We start from the raw sequence: 22,089 nt of genomic DNA on the forward strand, positions 1-22,089 counted from the left end.
CCTCCTAATCTTTGAATCCATAGTCCTTCCAATTTTTTATAACCTTCTCTTGTACATCTTTGGGATAAACTTCTCTGAAGCTTACCTTTGTCGGAAGGAAAGCTTTTGGCCACTCCAAAGGAAAGGTGCAATCAAGCACAACCTTAGGAGACTTCTGAGAAAAGCGTTCTTCCGGACTAGCAAAGGGGTTAAGTGGGGTTCCGGCACCAAAAGGCATAAGTATTGTTCCCCTTACCGGATGCCACTTGGTGCATATGGAATGGATGACTTCTTCTAAGCTGTATATGTCCGTAGTGTCGTCCACAACGACAACAATGTGAAACCAGGCGGCCGCTTTGCTTCCAAGAACGAGGGATGCAACCTGTTGAGCTATTCCAGAATAAACAGGCTTTACGCCCACAACTAGAAGGTGATGGGTCGATTCTGGCCACATATAAACACCAGTTATGGGCAGTCCCTGGCTTTTGAGAAGAAGTTCCATGTCCATCGCGAGTGTGAAAGATCTAAGTAGCTGTCCTTCGTCTACCGGAACTCCCATGTTTGAAACGGTCATAATCGCGTTTTTTCTCATTGTAATACATTTGACTCTGTAAACGCACCTTTTGTCCCTTGGGCTCGTTCTATACCCGGTATATTCGCCGAATGGCGCCTCTTCAAGTCTAGCGTTTGGTAAAACCTCGCCCTCTATCACTATCTCGGCAGTTGCAGGAACGTAAAGATCGTTAGTTTCACACTTGACGAGCTTTACTGGCTCGCCCATAAGCTGCCCTGTGAATTCCGCCTCAGGCAAAGGAGTAGGAGCTAAACTCGCCAAAGCAGACAAAGGATCGGGCCCAATAACTGTGGCAAAAGGCATAGGCTTTCCTTTGGCTTCGTACTTTGTGTAGAAGATCTTCCCCATGTCGGAAAAAGGAAGGACAGGTCCAACCATCGTCTTTTCATCGAATATCATCTGCCTATACATACCCCAGTTTACAAATCCCGTCTCTTCATCTTTTGCCACAATAAAATGCCAAGTGCCTATGTATCGTCCCCCATCGCCGTCGTGAACCATAGGGGCAGGCAAATCAAATAGGCTTATATCATCTCCATCCAATATTATCTCTTTGCAAGGAGCATCCTTTTTGTCTACAATCTCGGGCTTATGACAAGGCCCGGATGTTCTCCTCCTCCACTCGTCCACAATTCCAGATATGGGTGTCTCGGGTGGAAGACCAAGGACTACAGCCAATCTTCTCCATGTCGCAATTGGAGCTCCGAAGGCAGAAAACCCAGGATAGTCTTTAATCTTGTGAAAATAAGGAGCCGGGCCCTTTTTTTCACAGGTCCTTCGGACTATCGCACCAAGTTCCAAATCCCAGTCTACCTCCTCGTGGATGTCGACGAGATCACCCGACTTTCTAAGTGCCTCTACATATTCTCTGTTATCGATAAAATACTTGTAAGCCATACGTTCCCCCCTCTTCTGAATTTACAAACTCAAACTGTTTAAAACCTCATCCCATTTTCCCTGTGCCCTAAGTATAAATTCCGCAACCTCCCTTACTACACCTTGGCCGCCCTTTGCCTCTGTAACCAGATCGGCTATCTCTTTTGCTTCCTTTGAAGCGTCTTGAGGAGCAACGGAGAATCCAGCCCTTCTCATCATTCCAAGGTCTATCATCTCGTCCCCTATATAACACATCTCTTCATCTCTGAAGCCGTATTTATTTTGCATCTCGGTTGTAAGAGCCATCTTCTGTGAACTTCCCCACAAAAATTCCTCTGGAACTCCGTAGATCTTTGAGACGGCCTGATCTGCACGGGATATCTTACTTGTGAGGAATGCGGTACGGATTCCCGCTTCATGAAGCAGCTTAAAACCGATTCTATCCCTTAGAGAGAATCGCTCAGATTTTATACCTTCGGGAGTGTAATATAGGGTGTTGTCGGTTAAGACTCCGTGAATGTCGATGACCACGAAAGTGACTTTTTTTGCCTTCTCTATCGCTCCTTCTTTTACTTTTGCATTTTCTCTTAACTTCATAGCGACCCCCTATTTGTAACCCATCTTTGTCACTTTATCGACCCATTCATCCCATATCCCTTTTGCTCTTAAAATGAACTCGCATATTTCTCTCATAGCGCCCCTTCCGCCAGGAACAGATGTTACGTAGACTGCCAGCTCTTTTACCTCATCTGCCGCGTCACTAGTGGCCACAGGAAATCCAACTTTTTTCATAAAGGGTATGTCGAATAGCTCGTATCCCAAATAACCTATCTCTTCGTCCAGAACACCGAATTCCTTCTTTAGTTCTTCCAACTTTGCCATTTTCTCCTTTGGGGTTACCTTGTAATAGTATTTTTCAAGTTTCAACTCTTTTGCCCTGTGTAAGCCTTCGTTATCGATTGAAGTGCTATCGAGAAAGATAGGAATAATCCCATTTGCCGAAAGGGAAAGATCACCGAATCCGTCCATGTGCCAGAAATCGTATCTCCTTTGTCCTTCTTGGTCACAATAGACAGAATCGGTGGTTAGCACACCGTGGATATCGTGGACGAAGACTCTTACCCTTTTTGCCCTCTCTTCGGCTTCTTTTAGGTTTTTTTCGTGTCTCATGATGCCCCCCTTTAAATATCACTTAGACCGAGCTCATCCCAACGGGATTTTACATTCTTTAAAACCTCCTCATTAAGTCTCACTTCCACAGGCTTCTGGGTCCACTCGTAAGGAATCGTTGCATTTATAAGAATACGGGGAGTGATAAACTTGTTATCTTCAGGCCCCAATGACGGATCAAGTGGAGTGGACCTCCCCCTCTGTATTATCTGTGTCCCCCGCAGCGGATTATAACGTACCCCCAATGCCCACCACACCCTTGGAAGGTCATCGGCCTCAATATCATCATCAACTACTATCACACCCTTCACTCCATACATTCCTGTATTGGAAGCTATGACGGCATGGGCTACCTGCTCGGCATGACCTGGATACATCTGTCTTACAGAGACGATGACCCAGAATCTGCCCGCCGCCTCGGGAAGAGTGTAGACAGACTGGATCCCGGGTATCTTCATGCTTTCAAGCTCAGTCCAAAGGGCGGCATTCCTGGCGAAGGCGTAAAGCATGTGTTGGTCACCAACCGGTCTACCGACTGTAGTTGCAACAAGTATGGGGTTTGTTCTAAAGTATATCCTCTTAATCTCTATTACAGGTTTGGGAAGGGGCTTGAAGAGTTCTTCAGTGTAATATCCCGTATACTCGCCAAATGGCCCTTCTTCCTTCATCACACTGGGATCTATCTCCCCTTCTATTGCTATCTCCGCATCTGCAGGAAATGGCAATCCTGTAAGTTCACCTTTAACTAGATTCAGCGGTTCTCCCCTCAGTGTGCTTACTGCGTCGTACGCGCTTTTGACACCGGGCAAAGTAGCGGCGCTTGCTATCATTAGCAACGGATCCCCCCCCATAACGACACATACTGGCATCTTCTTTCTTGCCTTTGCGTATCTTTGAAGTATCCTGTCTGTCGTCTTTCCTTTAAGGATCTGGACGCCTAAGTGTCTTTCGTCATGGACACCCATCCTAAAGGTACCGAGATTTATTCTGCCAGTTTCTGGATCCTGACTAACCATATAGACGGCAGTTCCAAAATAGCGATGTCCATCCTTTTCGTAGTATTTGGGGACCGGAAAATCTAGAACACTGGCCTTATCCCCGTCTTTTACATTTTCAAATATCGGCCCCGTTGATACCTCTTTTGACTCAAGTTGTGCTTTTGGCTGGGTGAGCGTCTTCATCCATTCCCTCGTAAGCTCAACTAAAGAGGCAGTTCCAGGTTTTCCCATTATGTCCGAGAGTCTCCTTACTGTGGCATACAATCCAGTTATTACCGGGCTCGAATAGCCCTTTACGTTTTCGAAAAGCAAGGATGGACCGTTTCTTTCTTCAACGAGTTTAGCCACGTGGGAGAGTTCGAGGTTCCAATCAACAGGAGCCTTTATCCTTCTTAATTGGCCTTCTTTTTCCCATTTCTGGATGAAGTATCTAAGGTCCATAGCTTAACCCCCCCTTTTTGTTATCAATTATCAGTGGAATAACCGTGATTGTCAATTCAGTTATCCTTATGATATATAACTAAAGGTTATGCTCTCTTTCTCCCTCAACTCCCTTCTCGTCTTCTGCGCTGTCGCAAAATTTGGTAGCTTCTCTAAGGCAGCGGAAGCGCTTTTTATGACACAGCCGGGTGTTTCTAATCACGTAAAGCAGTTGGAAGCTCAGATAGGAAAAAAGCTCATAGTGAGAGGTAAAAACGGTATACATTTGACGGGTGAGGGAAAAACCGTTTTTAAGTATGCGGAAAGGATCGATAGCCTCGCAGAAGAACTGGAAAGGTACATAAGGAATGTAAAAAAAGAAGAGAGTGTGGTTTTAAGGATCGCCATAACTACTGTATATTCAAAAGTTTTGATACCCACGCTCCTAGGTAGCTTTATAAGGAACTACCCTAATGTCACCATAAAGTTGGATCTAGCCAATACCCAAGAGATGTTAGGAAAAGTTTTAAAAGGTGAAGTTGACTGTGCAATCTTGGCCAATGCTAAAAGATCCAAAAGGATAGAAGTGGTACCACTTGTGCGAGAGGAACTGGTTCTCATTACAGACAAGGCACATCCGCTCAGTGCGTATGAAACGGTCTCTTTAAAAGAGATCGCAAAATTTCCGCTCATTATGAGGGAGGAAGGATCTGCCACAAGAAAGGTCGTTCTTCAGGCCTTTGAATCTCTGCGGATCAAACCTTCCATAGTATTCGAGGTAAAAAGTACTGAGTTTATAAAGGAATGGGTGATGGAGGGAAGAGGGATTTCAATTCTCATAAATAGAGCCATTTCTGAGGAAGAGAAGAAACACATGAACGTCATAAAGATTGAAGAGCCCCTGTACCTTGAGGTTTCAATAGTTTTTTTAAAATCGAATAGGACAAACCACGCAATAGAAAGATTTGTAAACCATATAGAGGAGCTCAAATCGAAATCCCTTCTTTGTTCGTGAAGGACGATAAGTTTTCATTATAATCAATAAGATAATGTGATTTGACCTTTTTTCTCTTTTTTCACAAAGATAACAATAGCTACACTGTAGAGTAAGCCATAAGGGGGGGTAAATTATGGGACAGAAAGATTGGGCTAATCCTGCGCCATGGGCTATCCAGTCCGTGGCTGTTCTTACGGCCTGTGCAGGTTTTGTTTTTGCTGGACTTGTGCCTGAATCTAGCGTACCACTTATAATTGGGATTCTACTTTCCTGCGTAATTCCACAGCTAATAGGAGGCATAATCCTATTCAGAAGAAATGAAATCCTTCTAGGTACCATCTGTGCTCTTTTCGGCACAGTGATAACGATGGGGGCTGCCTTTACCCTTTACGAGATCGTGTTTATGGCTCCGAAAGCGGGTGCTTTTACCCCGGAACTCTTGGGAGTGTTTTGGTTCGTGCTTTTTATAATAACTGAGGTTTTTGCCATCGGTTTCGGAAGGGCAAGCTGGTTTTTACTTCTTGGAATAGCTGAAGTGGGAGTGGCATTCCTCTTTTTGAGCATCAACGCATGGACGGGTTCCCAGATTGCTGGAATTATCGGAGGCTGGCTCCTTATTTTATTTTCTGCTTTTTGCATCTATGCTTCTTCGGCTCTTCTTCTTGCCGAGCATTTTGAAAAACCTATCTTACCGATAGGAAGGCCTATATTCAAATAAAGGGGGGAACTATGAGACATACCACGAAATTTCCTGACCCACACGAATATTTAAAAGAGATACCAGAAGAACTCTCCGGCTGGGAGGAGATGTACCCGCCCCACTTCCTCTTCGGAAAAGAAAGAGAGGAGTGGGAAAAAAGACAATTCTGGTATTTGGACAAGATACATGCTCCGAACCCGATGCCACCACTCGATCACATATTCCAGCAAGCTTGGCAGATCTCACTCTCCCAGCACACTACAAGAGTTTTCTGTATTCCTCCTGCCCAAGGCGTAGCCCACAGAATAGTTGGGTGCTACCAGTACATCTGTGCAGTTGAGCCGCCACCTGAGGAAATAGTTGCCGAAAAGGCGGTCTTTTTCAAAGAGAGGGCCCATTACCCTGTTGAGCACTATGATGAACTATGGGATGAGTGGCTGAAAAGGTTCAGAGCCCTGGGAGAAGAATTACGAAACATTAAGGTACCGGAGCTATTACCGAAGTATCTTTCCCGGGAAGAGGTTTATCCCAACGACTACAGAGGTTACACTCAGGCGTACGAACTTATAGAAGCCTTCGACAGAATGGTTGACCTTTTGTACAAGGGGTGGCAGTACCACTTCAATCTTTTAAACCTTTGTTACCTTTACTATCTTATGTTTTATGACCTCGCAAGGAAGCTATTTCCGGGAATAAGCGAAAGTGCGATAGGGAAAATGATAGCAGGAGTTGAGGCTTACATGTTTAAACCAGAAGAAGAACTCTGCAGACTCGCAAGGAGAGCCCATGCCGAACCGAAAGTTGCGGAGATACTCAAAAAGGATAAGCCCGCAAAAGAGAAGATGGAGGAACTCAAGACATTTGAGGTTGGAAGAAGATGGCTCGACGAACTTGAGGACTCAAAGGATCCATGGTTCTATGTGAGCTGCGGAAGTGGGTGGTACCATTACGAGGGAAGCTGGATAAATAATCTTGATATACCTTTCGGATACTTAAAGAGTTATCTCGAAAGGTTGGATAGGGGAGAAAAGATTGAAAGGTCACTTAGCGAGATTGCGGAAGCGAGAGAAAAGATTGTGAGCGAGTATAAAAGGCTCATAAAGACTGATGAAGACAGAGAAAGCTTTGAGAGTGCCTACCGCGATTGTCTAACCTTGTACAGATTCGCCGAAGGCCACATATTCTGGGTTGAGAACTGGCTCCACACAATATGGTTCGAAAAGGCAAGAGAAGTCGGAAGGGTTCTCGTTAAAGCCGGTGCTCTCAAGCACGAAGATGACATATTCATGTTCAACAGGCTCGAAATCCCGACTCTCATAGAAGACGTATGCACCGCCTGGGCACTTGGAGAGGGGGTACCCACGCTTAAATGGGCTGAGAAGGCAGAGAAGAGAAGAAAGATACTGGAGGCTGCCGCAAAATGGACACCTTCTCCCGCTTTAGGAGTACCTCCGAAAGAAGTTGCGGAGCCCTTTACTGTTATGCTCTGGGGTATAACGACTGAAAAGGTCGAAGAGTGGTTAAAAGGTGTGTCAATAAAACCGGAAGAGGTGGTGGAGATAAAAGGTTTCGCTTCCTCCAAAGGCCAGGTAGAAGGTCCGGCAAGGGTCGTAAAGACCATAGAGGAGATAGTCACGCTCCAGGAGGGAGAGATACTAGTTTGTCCGTCAACCAATCCATCTTGGGCTCCTGTCTTTACGAAGATAAAAGCGGCTGTTACGGACATTGGAGGGGTTACATGCCACGCGGCAATCGTGGCAAGAGAATACGGGCTTCCTTCAGTCACTGGGACTGGAATTGCAACCCAGGTGATAAAGACGGGAGACATAATAAGGGTGGATGGAGATACAGGTGTTGTGACAATTATAAAAAGGGCCGCATAAATTCGGGGGCCTTTTCGGCCCCTGTCGTCGATTGGGGGGATCTATTATGGGAAAATTCACCAAAGGATTCCATGAGATAAGAAAGGACATGTTCCAAATTTGCGGTGGAAAGGCTTCGCATCTAGGGGAGCTAACAAGTATAGGACTTAATGTTCCGTATGGTTTTTGCGTCACCGCGGACGCTTTTTTCCATCATCTTAGAAAAAACAACCTCGAAAAGAGAGTATTTGAGATCGCAAAAACGATAAACTACGACGACATATCAGATCTTGATAGAAAAACGGAAGAGATCCGTTCGCTAATTGAAAACGCGGATATGCCAGATGAAATTGCGGATGAAATAGTGGAAGGGTACGAAAGTTTAGGAAAGGACGAACCTTATGTGGCTGTGCGTTCGTCGGTTGCCATAAAGGATAGTGACATATCCTCATTTCCGGGACTCATGGACACGTACCACTACGTAAAAGGAACTCAAGCAATTATGGACTACGTAAAGAAATGTTGGGCTTCGGTTTTTACGTCCAGGGCAACGGCAGCGCGGTATAGAAAAGGGATAGAACACGAAAGGGCAATAATCGCGCCTATTATCCAGAGGATGGTAAATGCAAAGTGCGCCGGTGTTATGTTTACATTGAACCCCGTAGATGGAGACGTATCCAAAATCGTGATAGAAGGTGCTTGGGGAATAGGGGAAGGGGTCGTATCCGGAAATGTGACACCCGACAGATTCGTGATAGACAAAATATTGCTCGAAATTAACGAGCGGAAAGTCTCCTTAAAAACGGTGAAGTACGTTTACGACCCGGAACTAAAACGACCATCATACAAGGAAGTACCAGAGGAAGATAAAAGTAGATGCTGTTTAGAGGAAAAGGAGATAATGGAACTTGTAAGACTCGCAAAACTTATAGAAAACCACTACAAGACTCCCATGGATATAGAGTGGGCTGTGGATAAAGACTTTGAATTTCCGAAGAACGTTTTTATACTCCAGGCCCGGGCCGAGTCTGTCTGGAGTAAGAAAAAAGCAGAGCCTGTAATAGGTAAAAAGAGTAGTTATGAACTCTTGATGGAAAGGGCCATGAAAACTATAAAGGTTGGACAATAACGAAGATAAGTCAAGACTTTAACCTAGAATTTTCTTGACATTCGCGATCTTTTTCGGTCTAGTTCAATAACGAATGTAAAACGGAGGGTATGGTCATGGCAGAAAGAGATAGTATCTATTGGAATCCGATTCTAGAGACTATGCCTAAAGAGAAACTAAGGGAATTGCAAATAAAGAAGTTCAAAAGGATCTTTGAGTGGGCTTACAACAATTCTCCTTTTTACAGAAGGCTCTACAAAGAGGCAGGCATTGAACCAGAAGACATAAAGTCATACGAAGACATAAAAAAAGTCCCAAAGATAGACAAAGGGATGTTGAGGGATGTTCAAACGAGAGAGCCATTCCCATATGGAGATATACTTGCCGTTCCTTTAAGAGAAGTTGTTGTTTTCAGGCAGACGAGCGGAACGACAGGAACCCCTGTTTACCAAGCCGACACTTGGCAGGACTGGGAATGGTGGTCGGAATGCTGGGCATACATACTTTACGCACAGGGCTACAGAGAAGAAGATCGAGTCTTTCTTCCCTTTGGTTACAACGTGTTCGTTGCTTTCTGGGCGGCCCATTATGCTGCAGAAAAGATAGGATGTGAAGTTGTCCCGGGTGGGGTACTCGACACGGAAGCAAGGATCTTAAAAATGCAGGAGCTTAAATGTACGGCCTTTGCCGCAACCCCCACATACGTACTGGGTATGGCAGATACAGCGAGGAAAATGGGTATAGATCCAAGATCTTTGGGAATAAAGAGAATTACATGTGCGGGTGAGCCGGGTGCGAGCATTCCGGCAACTAAAAAGAGAATTGAAGAGGCTTGGGGAGCAAAAGTTTATGATCATGCGGGTGCAACAGAGATCGGTGCGTGGGGATACATGTGCACTGAGCAGACGGGATTACACGTAAATGAAGCCTTCTTCCTTGTGGAGATTGAGGATGTGGAGACGGGTGAGATAGTAGAGGAGCCGATGAAGAACGGAAAGATGATCGTGACGGCTTTCGACAGATACGCAAAGCCCTGTATCCGTTTTGATTCGAAGGATATCATAAGGTGGGCAAACTACGATTGTCCCTGTGGCAGAACTTTTAGACTAATAGATGGCGGAGTAATAGGAAGGGCAGACGACATAACAAAGGTAAAAGGTGTACTACTTGCCCCAACTGCCATCGAAGAGGTAGTCCGGAGTTTTAAGGAGCTGAGTAACGAGTATGAGGTTATAGTCTCTAAAAAGGGCGACATAGATGACATACTCTTAAAAATTGAAATATTGCCCGAATACGAAAGTAAAAGAGAGGATATTCTTTCAAGACTTAAAGACCAGCTAAGGCTAAAGACGAATCTCGGTTACAGAATTGAAGTACACCCATTCGGTTCCCTTCCTAGGTACGATGTAAAGGCAAAGAGATTCAAAGACTTAAGGAAGCAGTAAGGGAGGACTGTTATGGAGCATTACGACATTTTCGCAATGGATAAAAAGATACAGGAGATAAAGGAAGCGGTCAAAGAACTCGAGAGGCTTGGGGAAGGAATAGAGGCTGTAAAAAGGAACTTAGTGCGACTTAAAGCGACTCTAAAGATGCTTGAACTAAATATCTCTGATGTAAAGCTTGTCTATCCTTCTTGAGGATCAAGCCGTACTATCCTACAAGGTATCGCCCTAAGGTTGGGTGTCCCGAACTCCCTTCCAAACGGGGGGCTATCGTCTGTTAGGATATTTATATTGGACCTATCCCATCCGAATAAAGTCTCTTCCTTTTCCTCAGGAAAGTACCATCCGTAATCGCATAAAACTGTATTTTCGTGAATGTCCGGATTTATCTTTACCTTTTGGAGTATCCTTCCTTGCCGGGTTTCGATGTATACGTAAGAACCCTCTTTTAAACCGAAAGATTCTGCAACGTCTGGATGGATCTCCACGCAGGGCTCAGGATACTTTTTTCTCAAAGCTTCTATATTTTTTCCTCCAGAGTGTCTAAAATATGTGCGCTTAAGACTCGTAAGGATTAGAGGATATTGAGGATCTTTATCTTCACAAAGAACCTTTTCCAAATCGACGGAAGGTAAAGGGGGAAAACCCCATTCTTCCAATCTTTTTGAATATATCTCCACCTTGCCAGAAGGCGTTGGGAAACCGTTTTGTATGTGATGGTTAGGTTTTGGCTCACCCTTTACGTATCCGATCTCGCATAAATCGTCAAACCTTATCCCTAAAGGAGAAAGGATGTAGTCGAGACACTCTTTTTCGGTTTTCCAGAAAAGATCTCCGAATCCGCAGGGAATGGAGAGTGCTCTTAAAATCTCATAATCCGATTTTGCTAGACCCACGTTTACCACTTTTTTCTGAGCCGAAAGGACAGGGAGCGAATACGGTGGAAGGGAGAGGCTATCGAATTCAAAGAAAGTGGCCGAGGGAAGGAAATAGTGCGCTAAAGAGGCAGTTGGGGTCATAAAATGATCAGAAACGACAAGAAGTTCAACCTTTCTTAGAGCTTCGTACACTTTTTTGGCATTCGGATAAGTAAGGAGAAAGTTTCCACCTTGAATGAATAAACCCTTTATTGGATAGGGGTCCTCTTTAAGGATGGCTTCAATTACAAGCTGAGGCAGCGCATAATAAAGATTGGGTAGCATGTAGCCTTTTCCACCGATCCTCCTTTTCCTCTCCTCCAAAGAGAGAAGGTTATGTAAGGTTAGTTCGGAAGAACCCCTTTCGATTATCGATGGAGCCTTGTAGTATATGTCCCCACCTGGAATATTGAGATTTCCGGAAATAGCCCTCAAGATACATATCGCTCTTGCCGTCTGGAAGTTCTGAGTTGTGTGATCTATTCCGTTTCCCCATTGAATAACTGAAGGTTTAAGTCCTGCGTAGGCTTTTGCGATCTTTAAGATGAGATCCTTCGGTACGTCAGTTAATTTCTCCACCACTTCGGGTTTGAATGGATCCAACGTGTTTTTCAATTCTCCGAAGCCTATAGTATACTTCTCAACGAAATCTCTATCGTAAATTTCCTCTTTGACAATGACATAGATGAGGCCTAAGGCCAAAAGAAGATCACTCCCAGGCCTTATCTTCACCCATAGATCCGCAATTTTTGCAATCTCAGTCTTTATGGGATCGATAACTATGAGAAAGGCTCCGCTTTTTTTTGCATCTTTTATTCTCTCGTAAACATGATGAAGCGTCTCAGAGACGTTATTGGCCCATACTACAATGCACTTGGGTGGGTACTCGAGATCACATATCGCGTAAAAACCGTAAGTCAATGTGGATGCCATCCTGCGCGGAATAAAGCAAACGTGTGCCATCGATGTGATATTTGGGCTTCCGAAAGCGTTGGCAAAACGGGAAAGGTAATCGTCGTGGAGACCCTTTGCAGACCCTCTCATGAAAACTATAGATTCCGGCCCGTATTGAGCCTTTATCTCCAATAACTTTTCAGCAATTTCTCCTATTGCCTCATCCCAGGATATTTTTTTCCAAAGCTTCCCTTCTTTACGTAAGGGTATAGTGATCCTTTCTGGATGGTAAAGATAATCTATGGAGGTTAGCCCCTTTATGCAGAGCTTTCCTCGATTAAGAGGGTGATCAGGATCCCCCCTTACTTCGACGACCTTTGAATCCGAAACTTTAACGATGATTCCGCACCCTATCTGGCAAAGACCACAGGTGCTTTTAATCTCTCTTTGAGCGTATCTCATAGTTTAAAAAGAGTTTTTGCATTTTCGGAGAAGATCTTTTGGCCTTCCTCAGTAGAGAGATTTAGAGATTTGAGACTCTCTATTGCCCTTTCCACACCTCCTATTGGATGAGGATAATCGGTCCCAAAGAGCACATGGTCGATCCCCATGTATTCTATCGCACACCTCATCGCGGGCAAGTGGAAGGAGACGGTGTCGATGTAAACGTTCGTTTTGTAATATATAGAAGGTTTTTTCATTGCTGAAAATTTAAAATCCTTTCCGTAGGTTTCATATGCGTCATCCACTCTTCTCACCAGATAAGGAAATACCCCTCCAAGGTGAGGATGGATGACCTTTAGGTTTTGAAACCTGTCGAAAACACCGAATAGTATGAGTCCTGCAACTGCAATAGTCGTATCCATGATGAATCCAAAAAGGGGGATTGGCATCATGACCTTTTTTAGAACTGTTGTAGTAATAGGAGGTCCTGGATGAACAAGGATTGGAAGATCAAAATTCGATGCGGCCTCGTATATCGGATAAAATTCCTGGAAGTATATCGGTTTACCAGCGACATTTGAGAACATAATAACTCCTTTTGCGTCAAGATCCCTCTTTGCCCGTTCTAGTTCCTTTACTGATGCTAAAACGTCTTGAATGGGAAGAGTCGCCAAAAAATGAAGTCTCCCTTTGCTCTTTTGACATATGGAAGCAAAATAGTCATTGAGCTTTTTTGCCCAAAAAACACCATCCCTTTTAGGCAGTAACTCTACACTCGGTGTCGTAAGACTCATCAGATTGACATCTATTCCTTTTTCATCCATATCCTTGATCCTTTCTTCCACATCCAAATGTCCCTTTTTTTCGATTGTTGCAAGCCTCGTTCCCTTAAAGTAGATGAGAATCTTCTCTTCCTTTTTTCTGATCGTTATCGTTTTAGAGTGGCTTTCCAGATAGTCAAGCCATTCTTTCGGGTATAAATGGTTATGGACATCTATTAACAAATCACCCTCCTAGTAAAGCATCTCCACAGGGAAGAAAATCTTTATGGCACCCATCGGACACTCAAGTCTACAGGACCCACAGTGCCAGCATTCATCGGCATACTTGACAATTGGCATATTTTTTTCGGAATCGAAATGTATAACATCCAAAGGACATATCTTATCGCACATCCCACATCCAGAACATCTATCCATATCTATATTCGGGGGCATGTTGTCACCTAATCCTTAAGGAATTTTGTCATAGCTTAACTTTTTAAACTCTTTTACAACTTTCCCATCTTTCTGAAAGATCACTATTTCCCCCTCAAACTCTTCCTTTGTCTCCGGATAGTCAGAACGGAAATGGAAGATTCCGAACCTAGTTTCTTTCCTTTCCAACGAAGCATGGCACATGATCGTACCGATATCTATCAGTTGGTTTGTTTCATGAACTCTCATAAGCTCGTGAAAATCTTTTGCCTTGAGAGCTTGCGCCTCCTCTTTTAAGCTTTGAAGCTTATCTATTGCCAGATTTAAACTTTTTTCATTTCTTACGGGTCCTGCGTATTCCCACATCACTCTCCTTATTACATTTTCCACTGTTTTATGATCTAGATTTCCAGTGACCCATAGCGGTCTATAGATTGCTTCTTTTAGTCTCTGAATCTCTTTTTTATCGACTCTTATTGGGTGAGAGTAGTTTTTGGCATATTCAGCCGCCACTTTGCCGGAAAGATATCCTCCGGTTGTGCACAAATGCACGCATCGCATCTGGTCAGTACAGTCACCACAGGCAAAGAGGCCTTCTATCGAACTTGATGTCCTCTCGTCTATCATTATTCCGCTTCCACAAACTTCAGAAGGACCTGCCTGCATACCTTCCGAATACATAACCTCCAAAGGTTCTTTAGAGAGATCCACCCCCTTTTGTTCCAAAAAATCAGGAAGGGTATCTTTGTCGTAACCGAGTGTCCGTTTTAGATGGTTTAGATCAGCTTCCGAGAGGTGGGTACAGTCGATGTAAATCGGTCCGTTTCCCATTTGGATCTCTTTCATGACCGCATAAACAAGCATACTTCTTGGAGCTTTGTTCCCCATAGGATGGTATTTTGCCATAAATTCCTCGCCGTAAGCGTTGATCAACCTTCCACCCATTCCCATAAGAGCGTTCAATCCGGCCGCACTGAACCCTTTCGGCACGACCGTAATCCTCATGTACTCCATGTTTGCGAGCTTGGCACCGACTTTATAAGCCATAACTTGTGCTGCTCCAGTATTTTGTGGACACTGCCAAGTATTAAAAGGGAGCCCTGTTGGGTTATGGAAGAGCCTTGTTGTGCATCCTGTGGCTAAAATAGTCGCCTTCGCTTTAACTATATAAAAATCCCCCGTTCTTATATTAAAGCCAACTGCGCCTATAACTCGTTCCCCATCATAGAGGAGATCGGTCATCATACATCTCTCTAAGGCAAAGACCCCAAGTCTTCTTGCTTCTTTTGCTAAAGCCGGTTTGAGATTCTTACCGTTAAAGTTTATGAAATAGGGTCCTGGCTGTCCTAAGGACTGGGTCCTAAGATACTTACCGTCACTCTGTTTAAGGGTGCATCCTATCTTTTCCATCCTTTCTAGTGCCGCCTCAAGTTCCTTGCAGAAGACTGCATCCTGTACCTTCAAATCTACTGCTCCTCGGGCGATCTTCGCCACATAACTTAGGTACGCTTCTCTCGTATCCCACGGTCCTGTATTGAGATAGGCCATGAAATGGTCAACCCCTCCGGCGGTTGCCCCGCATCTTTCGAGTGTCCCTTTATCTGCCACTATAACTTTTACGTTTTTCTCTAGTGCGCCAAGCGCCGCATTATTACCGGCAAGCCCACCGCCTACTATGAGAACGTCCGTTTCGAATTCGTATTCTCTTATGTTTCCGATCATGGCTAATTTAGTCTCAGTAATCTTTTTGCATTTCCCTCAAATATAGCAGTCTTGTCTTCCTCCGTAAGAATGTCGAGAGTCTCGATTATATGGATAGTTTCTCTTATGTAAGGAGAGTCCTCCTCGTGTATGTTTGGACGTGAGTCGAAGGGCATGTCGGTTCCAAATAGTACATGATCGACCCCAAAAAAGAGGATTCCACACCTTGTGGATTCTTTTGCGCCGAAAAGAGCTGTGTCCGCATAGAACATTTTAAAGTAATCGATCGGTCTTTTCTTCATAGATTTTATGAGGGATTCGTAGTCTTCACCGGAAGTCCTAGAACCGAGCATGTCCCATGCTGGTCCAACCCTTCCAGCCTGGTAAGGTGCTATCCCGCCCAGGTGATGGGTTATTATCTTTATGGAGGGGTACTTCTCGAAGATTCTGGAGAAGACTAAGTGTGCCATGCACACACTCGTCTCATACGGCCATCCGAATATGAACCATATCTCGTAATGGCTTTTCGTTTCCGCCTTATAATCGGGAAAGTCAGAACCCCTCGTGGGGTGTATCCATATGGGTCTTTCGATTTCTGCCATGTATTTGAATAGGGGTTCAAATTCTGGCCTATCCAATGGTTTCCCAAGGACATTGGTAAAGAGCTGAATCCCGAAAGCTCCAAGCTCATCTATTGCACGTTGAGCCTCTTTTAGTGAAGCGTCTATGTCATTCAATGGAAGGGAGGCGACAAACCCCAAAAACCTATCGGGGTATCTATCTACGATCTCTTTCATTGAGTCATTTGCGATCCTTGCAAGCTCGTATGTGACATTCGGTGGGCCGAATGTTTCGATTGGTGGAGCCGCAAGGGTCAAAACCTGAACGTAATTTTCAAACTTATCCATGATTCTAAATCTGTCTTCGAGCTCGTAGAGGGCATAAATATTTCGCACCCTTTTGTTCATATCTTTCGCATGGGGCGCGAGCTTTTGGACCTTATCCAGGTATTTTTTTGGCAAGATGTGGCAGAACATATCGATCTTCATCTCTTACTCCTCTTTATCCATTCGTAGATTATAAAGGGGGCCGATATTGAAAGGCCTACTATATCGTAAATTACTCCCGGCACCATAACTGTGAGACCACTTAGGAATAGAATCGCCCTGACCCATAATTTTAGTTCGCTAAAAAGATAGCCCTCAACTCCGATAGCGAGAAGTACCACACCTATGACTCCAAAAATTATGGACTCGACTATTTCGATAGGTGACCCGATGAGGATTAGACTCGGTTTAAATATGAATATGAAGGGCACAATGTAAGCAACGATACCTAGCTTCATCGCCTGGTATGCGGTTTTGAGCATATCATCCTCTGCTATAGCCGCTGCCGCGTACGCTGCAAGGCAAACAGGTGGGGTGAGAAAAGAAAGAACTGCGAAATAAAAGACGAAAAAATGGGCAAGAATCGGTTGTATTCCAAGCTCAATAAGGGCGGGGGCAGCAAGCGTTACCATAAGGAGATAAGAACCGGTTGCGGGCATTCCCATACCGAGAATCACTGCTCCAAATGCCGTAAGGAGAAGTAGAGGTACGATCTTCTTCCCGGCAAGTTCAACTAGAAGAGCTGAGAACGAAAATGCAAGTCCCGTAATGGAAAGAATCCCTATAAGAATTCCAGCTCCTGCACATGTTATACAGATCTCCAGGAAAAATCTTCCACATTCCGAGAATATGGGGAAGATACTTTTTGCTCTCACTCTTTTTAGCACGAGCCACCCTAGAAGAAATGCGAATGCTGTAGTATAGATACCCGCGTATTCAGCCTCCATCTGCTTAAAAAAGAGAAGATATATGAGAAGTAGAAATGGGATGGATATAAGCCAATTCTTTTTCAAAGTTTGGTATAGGGATGGGATTTTACTTTTCTCCATCCCTTTAAGTCCCAACTTTGCGGCCTCCAGATCTACTTGAACGAAAACGGCAAAATAGTAAAGTAAAGCGGGTATTATGGCGGCGATAGCGACCTTTGCGTATGGAATTCCTAGAAAGGTGGCCATGATAAATGCCGACGCTCCCATAATGGGAGGCATAATCTGGCCGCCTGTTGAAGAGACGGCCTCTACAGCCCCTGCGTAGTAAGGCTTGTAGCCGGCTTTCTTCATAAGAGGTATGGTGAATGTGCCTGTTGTTACAACGTTGGCAACCGCGCTTCCAGAAATCATGCCGAAAAGGGAAGATGCGAAAACAGCTACCTTCGCCTGACCTCCTCTAAATCTTCCTAAAATCGATGTTGCCACATCGTTAAAAAACTCACCCAAGCCGACCTTTGATATGGTCTGTCCGAATAGAATGAATACGAGAACGACTGTGGATGATACGATAACAGGAACCCCAATTATCCCTTGAGGATCAACGTAGAGGTAGTTGGCCAAATTCTTCCAAGAGACACTCTTTAGGCCTAGTGGAAGGTGGGAAAGAAAAAGGGCGACCAGTATGAAAAAGACGATAATTACTAAAAAAGGGTATCCCGTAACCCTTCTTATTGCCTCAAGGGTAAGTAGGATGGCAAGTATGCCTAAAAAGATCCTGTGGGGTTTTAAGAGCCCGACTTCTATCATTATTTCGTCGTAGAAGATGCCCAGATAAAAGAAGCAGAAAAGAGAAACAGATGCAAAGACGAAATCGTAAAAAGGGACTTTATCTGAGGTTATCCTTCTTGAGGGACGGATGAATATAAAAGTTGAAAAGAGTGTAAGTCCGTAGATCAAAGCTACCCATTGGTGGATGTGGAATGACTTAGAGAAGTATGCAGGGAGGTTTAGAATAGCTGTTATCGCAAGGAGGGGGATAAGGAATAGGCCTAAGTTTCCGACTATCTTCGCTATCCCCCCCGGATCCCTAAAACGGGATACCCTTTCCATCCTTTACCTTTTTAGCTGAGCGATAAGCCTGGACTGGATCTCTTCCATCTCTTTTGTCCAGAGTCCTTTTTCTTTGAAGTATTTGACTACGCCAGGATGGTAAGGGATTACTATATCCTTAGAGACGAAAACGTCTTGATCCCAATCTTTTAAGAGTTTATGGACAAGCTCAAACTCTTTATAGTTCTCATAAAGAGCCTTGACTATTGTATAAGCGACACTGTCAGGGAGCTCAGCCGTTGTTGCGAGATAGATGTCATAGACCCATAGGTACTGTTCCCCGCTTATGCCGACCGTACCAGGTCCTTCCTTAACCTTTGCCATGTAACCTGGAAAATACTTTTTCATCCTCTCAACGAGATGGGGTGAGGGATCGAGTGGCAAGTATCTGGCACCCTTTTTAGCGTTGAGTTCCTCGATCACGGGAGAACCGAGCGTTATTGTGCCTGAAGCATCGGCCCTACCCTCGATTACCGCTTTTACCCCATCGGGTGGGGAATGGACAGGGACCATTATCACGTCTTTTTCCTCGAGCCCTCCGTTGGCTAAAAGGGCTAGGGTCTGGAGTGTTATGGAAGTCCTAGGGTATTTCCCTGCCACCTTCTTCCCTTTAAGATCGGCTATCTTTCTTACAGGAGAGTCCTTAGGCACAACGATTCCGATCTTATTCGGGACAGTGGGCGTGAGGATTCTCAAATTCGGAAAGCCCTTTCCCTGAGAAAGTTTCTCCCATTCGTACTTGCCTAAAACTGCCATCTCCGCGTCCCACATGTTCATGACTCCTAGTTGTATCTCACCCCTTGCCATATAAGGCATCCACGCCTCCGGCCCCGACATCGGTTTAACTATCGCCTTAAGGTTAGTCTTTTCATTTATGACTTTTGCTGCGGCAACACCGATTGTGTGGAAGAACGCACCTATTGGATTCGTTCCAATGTTTATCTGATCGGTCGAAAAGGAAAGATTGGCGAAAAATAGTATGAAAGAGGCTAAAAAAAGAAGAGTTGTCACTTTCATGTTTACCCCCTTCACGTTCTTTTTTGTGAAAAATAGTCGCTTTTTGCAAGCGCTTTCTCCATAACATCACCCACGTATCTTAGGTGATCTTCCAGTAACCTTTTCACCTCCTCTTTTTTTCCGTTTTTTAAGGCAAGAACTATCTTTTCGTGATCTGCAACGTTCTTTTTAGGAAAAGAAAAGGGAAGTTTCACCTGACTTCTAAAATCCGAAACGACCGTCATTATGAGTTCTATTACTAGGATGAAGACCGAATTCTTGGAGATCCTTGCCAGGTGTCTGTGAAACTCGATATTTTCGTGGAAAGGCTGAATTTTGTTCTTTATCTTTTCCTTCGACACTCGAACGTTCTCTTCAAGCGTTCGAATGTCTTCGGCGGTAACATTTTCTAAAACATGCTTTATCATAATCTTTTCGATCTCAATCCGTGCAACCGTGAGATCGTGGATATCTATCTTTCTCATAAGAAATGCTTCAAGAAAGAGGTTAGAAAATGTGTTCATTATTGTGTCGGCAACAAATGCTCCCTTACCTAAACCTTTCTCAACTTTTATATAGCCTGAAAGCTCAAGTAGTCTCATGGCCTCTCTTATCGTCTGTCTTCCAACGTTAAATTTCCTTGCAAGCTCAGATTCTGACGGAAGCCTATCGCCAGGTTTAAGCTCACCGGCTAAAATGAGCCTCTTAATCTCGTCTGAGACGACTTCAAACGTTCTCTTTCTAATGATGGGGGTAACGTTGAGAAGATGTGATACAGTCATAATGTCATACTTTTTACACCTTTATTTGGGGGATGTCAAGAAAAGCGGATAACAAGTAAAAAATCCTTAGGATTGCGTATAGAACAAATTTTGTTAGACCAATAGGTGTGGACAAGGAAAAAAAAATCGATTAAACTTATACCAAATCGGGGCGTGGCGCAGCCTGGTCTAGCGCACTTGCTTGGGGTGCAAGAGGTCGCAGGTTCAAATCCCGTCGCCCCGATTGTTCATTTTACGGGCTTGAGGGGAAATCTTGCTAATCCTCCTTACAAACGACGACGGTATAAATTCAGAAGGTATAAAGTACCTCAAAGAAAATCTATCGACAAAACACGAAGTTTTCGTAGTAGCACCGGACAGAGAGAGAACCTGTTCTGCCCATTCGATTACTCTCCATAAACCTTTAAGGATCACCAAGCATGAGGATCGCGTTTTTTCGACGAACGGTACACCTGCTGATTGCGTCCTTTTAGGGGTAAAGTGTGTTATTAAAAGACTACCTGATCTTGTCATCTCAGGAATAAATGGAGGTCCTAACCTTGGTCAGGACATATTCTATTCTGGCACGGTCGCAGCAGCAAGAGAAGGTGCCTTTTTAGGGATTCAGTCCATCGCAGTCTCAATAAACACTTACTTTGGTTTCAGATTCGAAGATGCCACGAAAATTGTGGAAGACATTATCCGAAGGTTAATGAAAAATCCGCTTCCAAAGGGTATCTTTCTCAACATCAACATTCCCAATCTTCCCTACGGGGAGATTAAAGGGTTTATGGTCACATCACCCGGTGTGAGAATATACGACGACAAAGTTATAGAAAGGGAGGACCCGAGGGGAAAAAAGTACTACTGGATAGGTGGTAGTATAAATAACGTAAAACCTAAGCGAGGAACAGACTTCTATGCTGTCAAAGAAGGATACGTGTCCGTCACACCACTTGACGCCTATTATCCAGCAAGCAGATCGAAAGATTTGGTCAAAAAAATTTTCCGGAGGTGTCTATGAAGGTCACTCTTTCGGTGATTAAGGCGGATATTGGAAGCATTGGAGGTCACCTAAGGCCGAGCAGTCAGGTTTTGACAAGGGTAAGGGAATATGTGGCGGAAAACGGTAAGGATCTCATATACGATTTTTTCGTATCGTATACGGGAGATGACATAGCGATTCTTTTCTCACACGGTTTGGGCGTGGGAAATGAAAAGATCCATAAACTCGCATGGGATGCGTTTGTTGCTGGAACAGAGGTCGCAAAAAGTCAAGGTTTGTACGGGGCGGGACAGGATCTTTTAAAAGATTCTTTTTCTGGAAATGTCAGGGGAATGGGTCCTGCCGTGTGCGAAATGGAGTTTGAAGAAAGACCGAACGAACCCTTCGTTCTTTTTGCCGCGGATAAAACGGATCCCGGTGCGTACAATCTTCCCCTTTATTTAGCATTTGCGGACCCAATGTACAACTCGGGTCTCATCCTTTCTCCGAATATGGAGAAGGGGTTTAAATTCACCATAATGGATGTGAGCTATACGGAAGGGGACAGAATTATAGAACTTTATGCTCCCGAGGATCTCTACGACATAGCAGCTCTTTTGAGGGACAACGAGCGGTTTGTTATCGAATCTATCCATTCCAGAGAGACTGGTGAAATAGGGGCGTGCGTGAGTACGACAAGACTCCACAATATAGCGGGAAAGTACATAGGAAAGGACGACCCAGTTATGCTTGTTAGAGTTCAGGGGCCTTTTCCGGCAACGGGTGAGCTTTTGGCACCTTTTAGCATCGGACACTACGTTGCCGGATTCATGAGGGGAAGTCATACGGGCCCTCTCATGCCGGTAAAGATGAACTCCAGCGTTTCATATTTCGACGGACCCCCTTGTGTCTGTGCCATAGGATTTTGCGTTCACAACGGAAAATTGACGGAGCCGGCAGATTGTTTCGACCATCCTTACTGGGACTGGGTTAGACAAAACGTATCTAGAAAGGCAACGGAGATGAGAATGCAAGGGTTCTCGGGTTGTGCTATGCTGCCATACTCTGAGCTTGAATATGGAGGAATTGTCAAAAAGATGGAAAAACTGGAACGGAAATTCAAAGTCAGGGGGCGGTAAG

At 44.4% G+C, this 22,089-nt stretch carries 20 protein-coding genes and 1 tRNA gene; 9 read left to right on the plus strand and 12 right to left on the minus strand.

The window, feature by feature from the left end:
• Positions 1-4: 4 nt before the first annotated feature.
• The 4 genes from ppcA to ppcB are packed head-to-tail and all read right to left on the minus strand — an operon-like array spanning position 5 to position 4,038.
• Positions 5-1,450 (minus strand): phenylphosphate carboxylase subunit alpha, encoded by a 1,446-nt coding sequence (ppcA, locus tag NZ583_03085; GenBank protein MCS7280598.1) that lies wholly within the window; start codon positions 1,448-1,450, stop codon positions 5-7.
• Positions 1,451-1,471: 21 nt separating this feature from the next.
• Positions 1,472-2,026: an HAD hydrolase family protein gene (locus NZ583_03090; protein MCS7280599.1), complete on the minus strand. Its 555-nt coding sequence runs from the start codon at positions 2,024-2,026 to the stop codon at positions 1,472-1,474.
• A 9-nt stretch (positions 2,027-2,035) separates the two neighbouring features.
• Entirely contained in the window at positions 2,036-2,599 is a 564-nt protein-coding gene (locus tag NZ583_03095) for an HAD hydrolase family protein (GenBank protein MCS7280600.1), read from the minus strand.
• A gap of 11 nt (positions 2,600-2,610) precedes the next feature.
• Positions 2,611-4,038 (minus strand): phenylphosphate carboxylase subunit beta, encoded by a 1,428-nt coding sequence (gene ppcB / locus NZ583_03100; GenBank protein MCS7280601.1) that lies wholly within the window; start codon positions 4,036-4,038, stop codon positions 2,611-2,613.
• An 88-nt stretch (positions 4,039-4,126) separates the two neighbouring features.
• On the opposite strand from ppcB, the gene NZ583_03105 reads away from it, so the two are divergent.
• The 6 genes from NZ583_03105 (at position 4,127) to NZ583_03130 (ending at position 10,324) form a co-directional block, all read left to right on the plus strand.
• A complete protein-coding gene (locus NZ583_03105; protein ID MCS7280602.1) occupies positions 4,127-5,032 on the plus strand; it encodes a LysR family transcriptional regulator in 906 nt (301 codons plus the stop codon).
• A gap of 115 nt (positions 5,033-5,147) precedes the next feature.
• Positions 5,148-5,732, plus strand: coding sequence for a GPR1/FUN34/YaaH family transporter (locus NZ583_03110; GenBank protein ID MCS7280603.1), 585 nt, complete (start codon positions 5,148-5,150; stop codon positions 5,730-5,732).
• A gap of 11 nt (positions 5,733-5,743) precedes the next feature.
• On the plus strand, positions 5,744-7,597 hold the full coding sequence (locus NZ583_03115) for a PEP-utilizing enzyme (protein MCS7280604.1): 1,854 nt from the start codon (positions 5,744-5,746) through the stop codon (positions 7,595-7,597).
• Positions 7,598-7,643: 46 nt separating this feature from the next.
• Entirely contained in the window at positions 7,644-8,705 is a 1,062-nt protein-coding gene (locus NZ583_03120; protein MCS7280605.1) for a phosphoenolpyruvate synthase, read from the plus strand.
• 95 nt (positions 8,706-8,800) lie between these two features.
• Entirely contained in the window at positions 8,801-10,129 is a 1,329-nt protein-coding gene (locus NZ583_03125; GenBank protein ID MCS7280606.1) for a phenylacetate--CoA ligase family protein, read from the plus strand.
• A gap of 12 nt (positions 10,130-10,141) precedes the next feature.
• Complete coding sequence (locus NZ583_03130) at positions 10,142-10,324, plus strand: hypothetical protein (protein MCS7280607.1); 183 nt, start codon at positions 10,142-10,144, stop codon at positions 10,322-10,324.
• Here the strand turns inward: NZ583_03130 and NZ583_03135 are convergent.
• Genes NZ583_03135 through NZ583_03170 form a run of 8 tightly spaced genes read right to left on the minus strand, consistent with a single transcriptional unit; the run spans position 10,312 to position 19,985 of the window.
• Positions 10,312-12,402 carry a molybdopterin-dependent oxidoreductase gene (locus NZ583_03135; protein ID MCS7280608.1) on the minus strand — a complete coding sequence of 697 codons (2,091 nt, stop codon included), beginning with the start codon at positions 12,400-12,402 and terminating at the stop codon, positions 10,312-10,314. The two genes, NZ583_03130 and NZ583_03135, sit on opposite strands and share 13 nt — an antisense overlap.
• Positions 12,399-13,388: an amidohydrolase gene (locus NZ583_03140; protein MCS7280609.1), complete on the minus strand. Its 990-nt coding sequence runs from the start codon at positions 13,386-13,388 to the stop codon at positions 12,399-12,401. Before NZ583_03140 ends, NZ583_03135 begins: the two co-directional genes overlap by 4 nt.
• Before the next feature lie 9 nt (positions 13,389-13,397).
• Complete coding sequence (locus tag NZ583_03145; protein ID MCS7280610.1) at positions 13,398-13,601, minus strand: 4Fe-4S binding protein; 204 nt, start codon at positions 13,599-13,601, stop codon at positions 13,398-13,400.
• Positions 13,602-13,616: 15 nt separating this feature from the next.
• Complete coding sequence (locus NZ583_03150; protein ID MCS7280611.1) at positions 13,617-15,302, minus strand: FAD-binding protein; 1,686 nt, start codon at positions 15,300-15,302, stop codon at positions 13,617-13,619.
• A 2-nt stretch (positions 15,303-15,304) separates the two neighbouring features.
• Entirely contained in the window at positions 15,305-16,330 is a 1,026-nt protein-coding gene (locus NZ583_03155) for an amidohydrolase (GenBank protein MCS7280612.1), read from the minus strand.
• Positions 16,327-18,207, minus strand: coding sequence for a TRAP transporter fused permease subunit (locus NZ583_03160; GenBank protein MCS7280613.1), 1,881 nt, complete (start codon positions 18,205-18,207; stop codon positions 16,327-16,329). Before NZ583_03160 ends, NZ583_03155 begins: the two co-directional genes overlap by 4 nt.
• Before the next feature lie 3 nt (positions 18,208-18,210).
• Positions 18,211-19,224, minus strand: coding sequence for a TAXI family TRAP transporter solute-binding subunit (locus tag NZ583_03165; protein MCS7280614.1), 1,014 nt, complete (start codon positions 19,222-19,224; stop codon positions 18,211-18,213).
• An 11-nt stretch (positions 19,225-19,235) separates the two neighbouring features.
• Complete coding sequence (locus tag NZ583_03170; GenBank protein ID MCS7280615.1) at positions 19,236-19,985, minus strand: FadR family transcriptional regulator; 750 nt, start codon at positions 19,983-19,985, stop codon at positions 19,236-19,238.
• A 147-nt stretch (positions 19,986-20,132) separates the two neighbouring features.
• Between NZ583_03170 and NZ583_03175 the strand changes: the two genes are divergently transcribed.
• From NZ583_03175 to NZ583_03185, 3 genes are all read left to right on the plus strand, one after another.
• Positions 20,133-20,208, plus strand: a tRNA-Pro gene (locus NZ583_03175).
• Positions 20,209-20,238: 30 nt separating this feature from the next.
• Positions 20,239-20,988, plus strand: a complete 750-nt coding sequence (gene surE / locus NZ583_03180) for a 5'/3'-nucleotidase SurE (GenBank protein MCS7280616.1) — start codon at positions 20,239-20,241, stop codon at positions 20,986-20,988.
• A complete protein-coding gene (locus NZ583_03185; GenBank protein ID MCS7280617.1) occupies positions 20,985-22,088 on the plus strand; it encodes a fructose-1,6-bisphosphatase in 1,104 nt (367 codons plus the stop codon). Before surE ends, NZ583_03185 begins: the two co-directional genes overlap by 4 nt.
• The last annotated feature ends 1 nt before the right edge of the window (position 22,089 follow it).

Source organism: Thermodesulfobacteriota bacterium (assembly GCA_025062045.1).
Taxonomy (GTDB): Bacteria; Desulfobacterota; Syntrophorhabdia; order Syntrophorhabdales; family JANXAF01; genus JANXAF01.

Bases quoted from the DNA above. Each gene is read 5' to 3' on its own strand.
- NZ583_03160 (MCS7280613.1), bottom strand. From the start codon at position 18,207: ATGGAAAGGGTATCCCGTTTTAGGGATCCGGGGGGGATAGCGAAGATA.
- NZ583_03130 (MCS7280607.1), top strand. From the start codon at position 10,142: ATGGAGCATTACGACATTTTCGCAATGGATAAAAAGATACAGGAGATA.
- NZ583_03095 (MCS7280600.1), bottom strand. From the start codon at position 2,599: ATGAGACACGAAAAAAACCTAAAAGAAGCCGAAGAGAGGGCAAAAAGG.
- NZ583_03170 (MCS7280615.1), bottom strand. From the start codon at position 19,985: ATGACTGTATCACATCTTCTCAACGTTACCCCCATCATTAGAAAGAGA.
- ppcA (MCS7280598.1), bottom strand. From the start codon at position 1,450: ATGGCTTACAAGTATTTTATCGATAACAGAGAATATGTAGAGGCACTT.
- NZ583_03155 (MCS7280612.1), bottom strand. From the start codon at position 16,330: ATGAAGATCGATATGTTCTGCCACATCTTGCCAAAAAAATACCTGGAT.
- NZ583_03105 (MCS7280602.1), top strand. From the start codon at position 4,127: ATGCTCTCTTTCTCCCTCAACTCCCTTCTCGTCTTCTGCGCTGTCGCA.
- NZ583_03185 (MCS7280617.1), top strand. From the start codon at position 20,985: ATGAAGGTCACTCTTTCGGTGATTAAGGCGGATATTGGAAGCATTGGA.
- NZ583_03120 (MCS7280605.1), top strand. From the start codon at position 7,644: ATGGGAAAATTCACCAAAGGATTCCATGAGATAAGAAAGGACATGTTC.
- NZ583_03110 (MCS7280603.1), top strand. From the start codon at position 5,148: ATGGGACAGAAAGATTGGGCTAATCCTGCGCCATGGGCTATCCAGTCC.
- NZ583_03115 (MCS7280604.1), top strand. From the start codon at position 5,744: ATGAGACATACCACGAAATTTCCTGACCCACACGAATATTTAAAAGAG.
- NZ583_03145 (MCS7280610.1), bottom strand. From the start codon at position 13,601: ATGCCCCCGAATATAGATATGGATAGATGTTCTGGATGTGGGATGTGC.
- NZ583_03125 (MCS7280606.1), top strand. From the start codon at position 8,801: ATGGCAGAAAGAGATAGTATCTATTGGAATCCGATTCTAGAGACTATG.
- ppcB (MCS7280601.1), bottom strand. From the start codon at position 4,038: ATGGACCTTAGATACTTCATCCAGAAATGGGAAAAAGAAGGCCAATTA.
- NZ583_03090 (MCS7280599.1), bottom strand. From the start codon at position 2,026: ATGAAGTTAAGAGAAAATGCAAAAGTAAAAGAAGGAGCGATAGAGAAG.
- NZ583_03150 (MCS7280611.1), bottom strand. From the start codon at position 15,302: ATGATCGGAAACATAAGAGAATACGAATTCGAAACGGACGTTCTCATA.
- NZ583_03165 (MCS7280614.1), bottom strand. From the start codon at position 19,224: ATGAAAGTGACAACTCTTCTTTTTTTAGCCTCTTTCATACTATTTTTC.
- NZ583_03135 (MCS7280608.1), bottom strand. From the start codon at position 12,402: ATGAGATACGCTCAAAGAGAGATTAAAAGCACCTGTGGTCTTTGCCAG.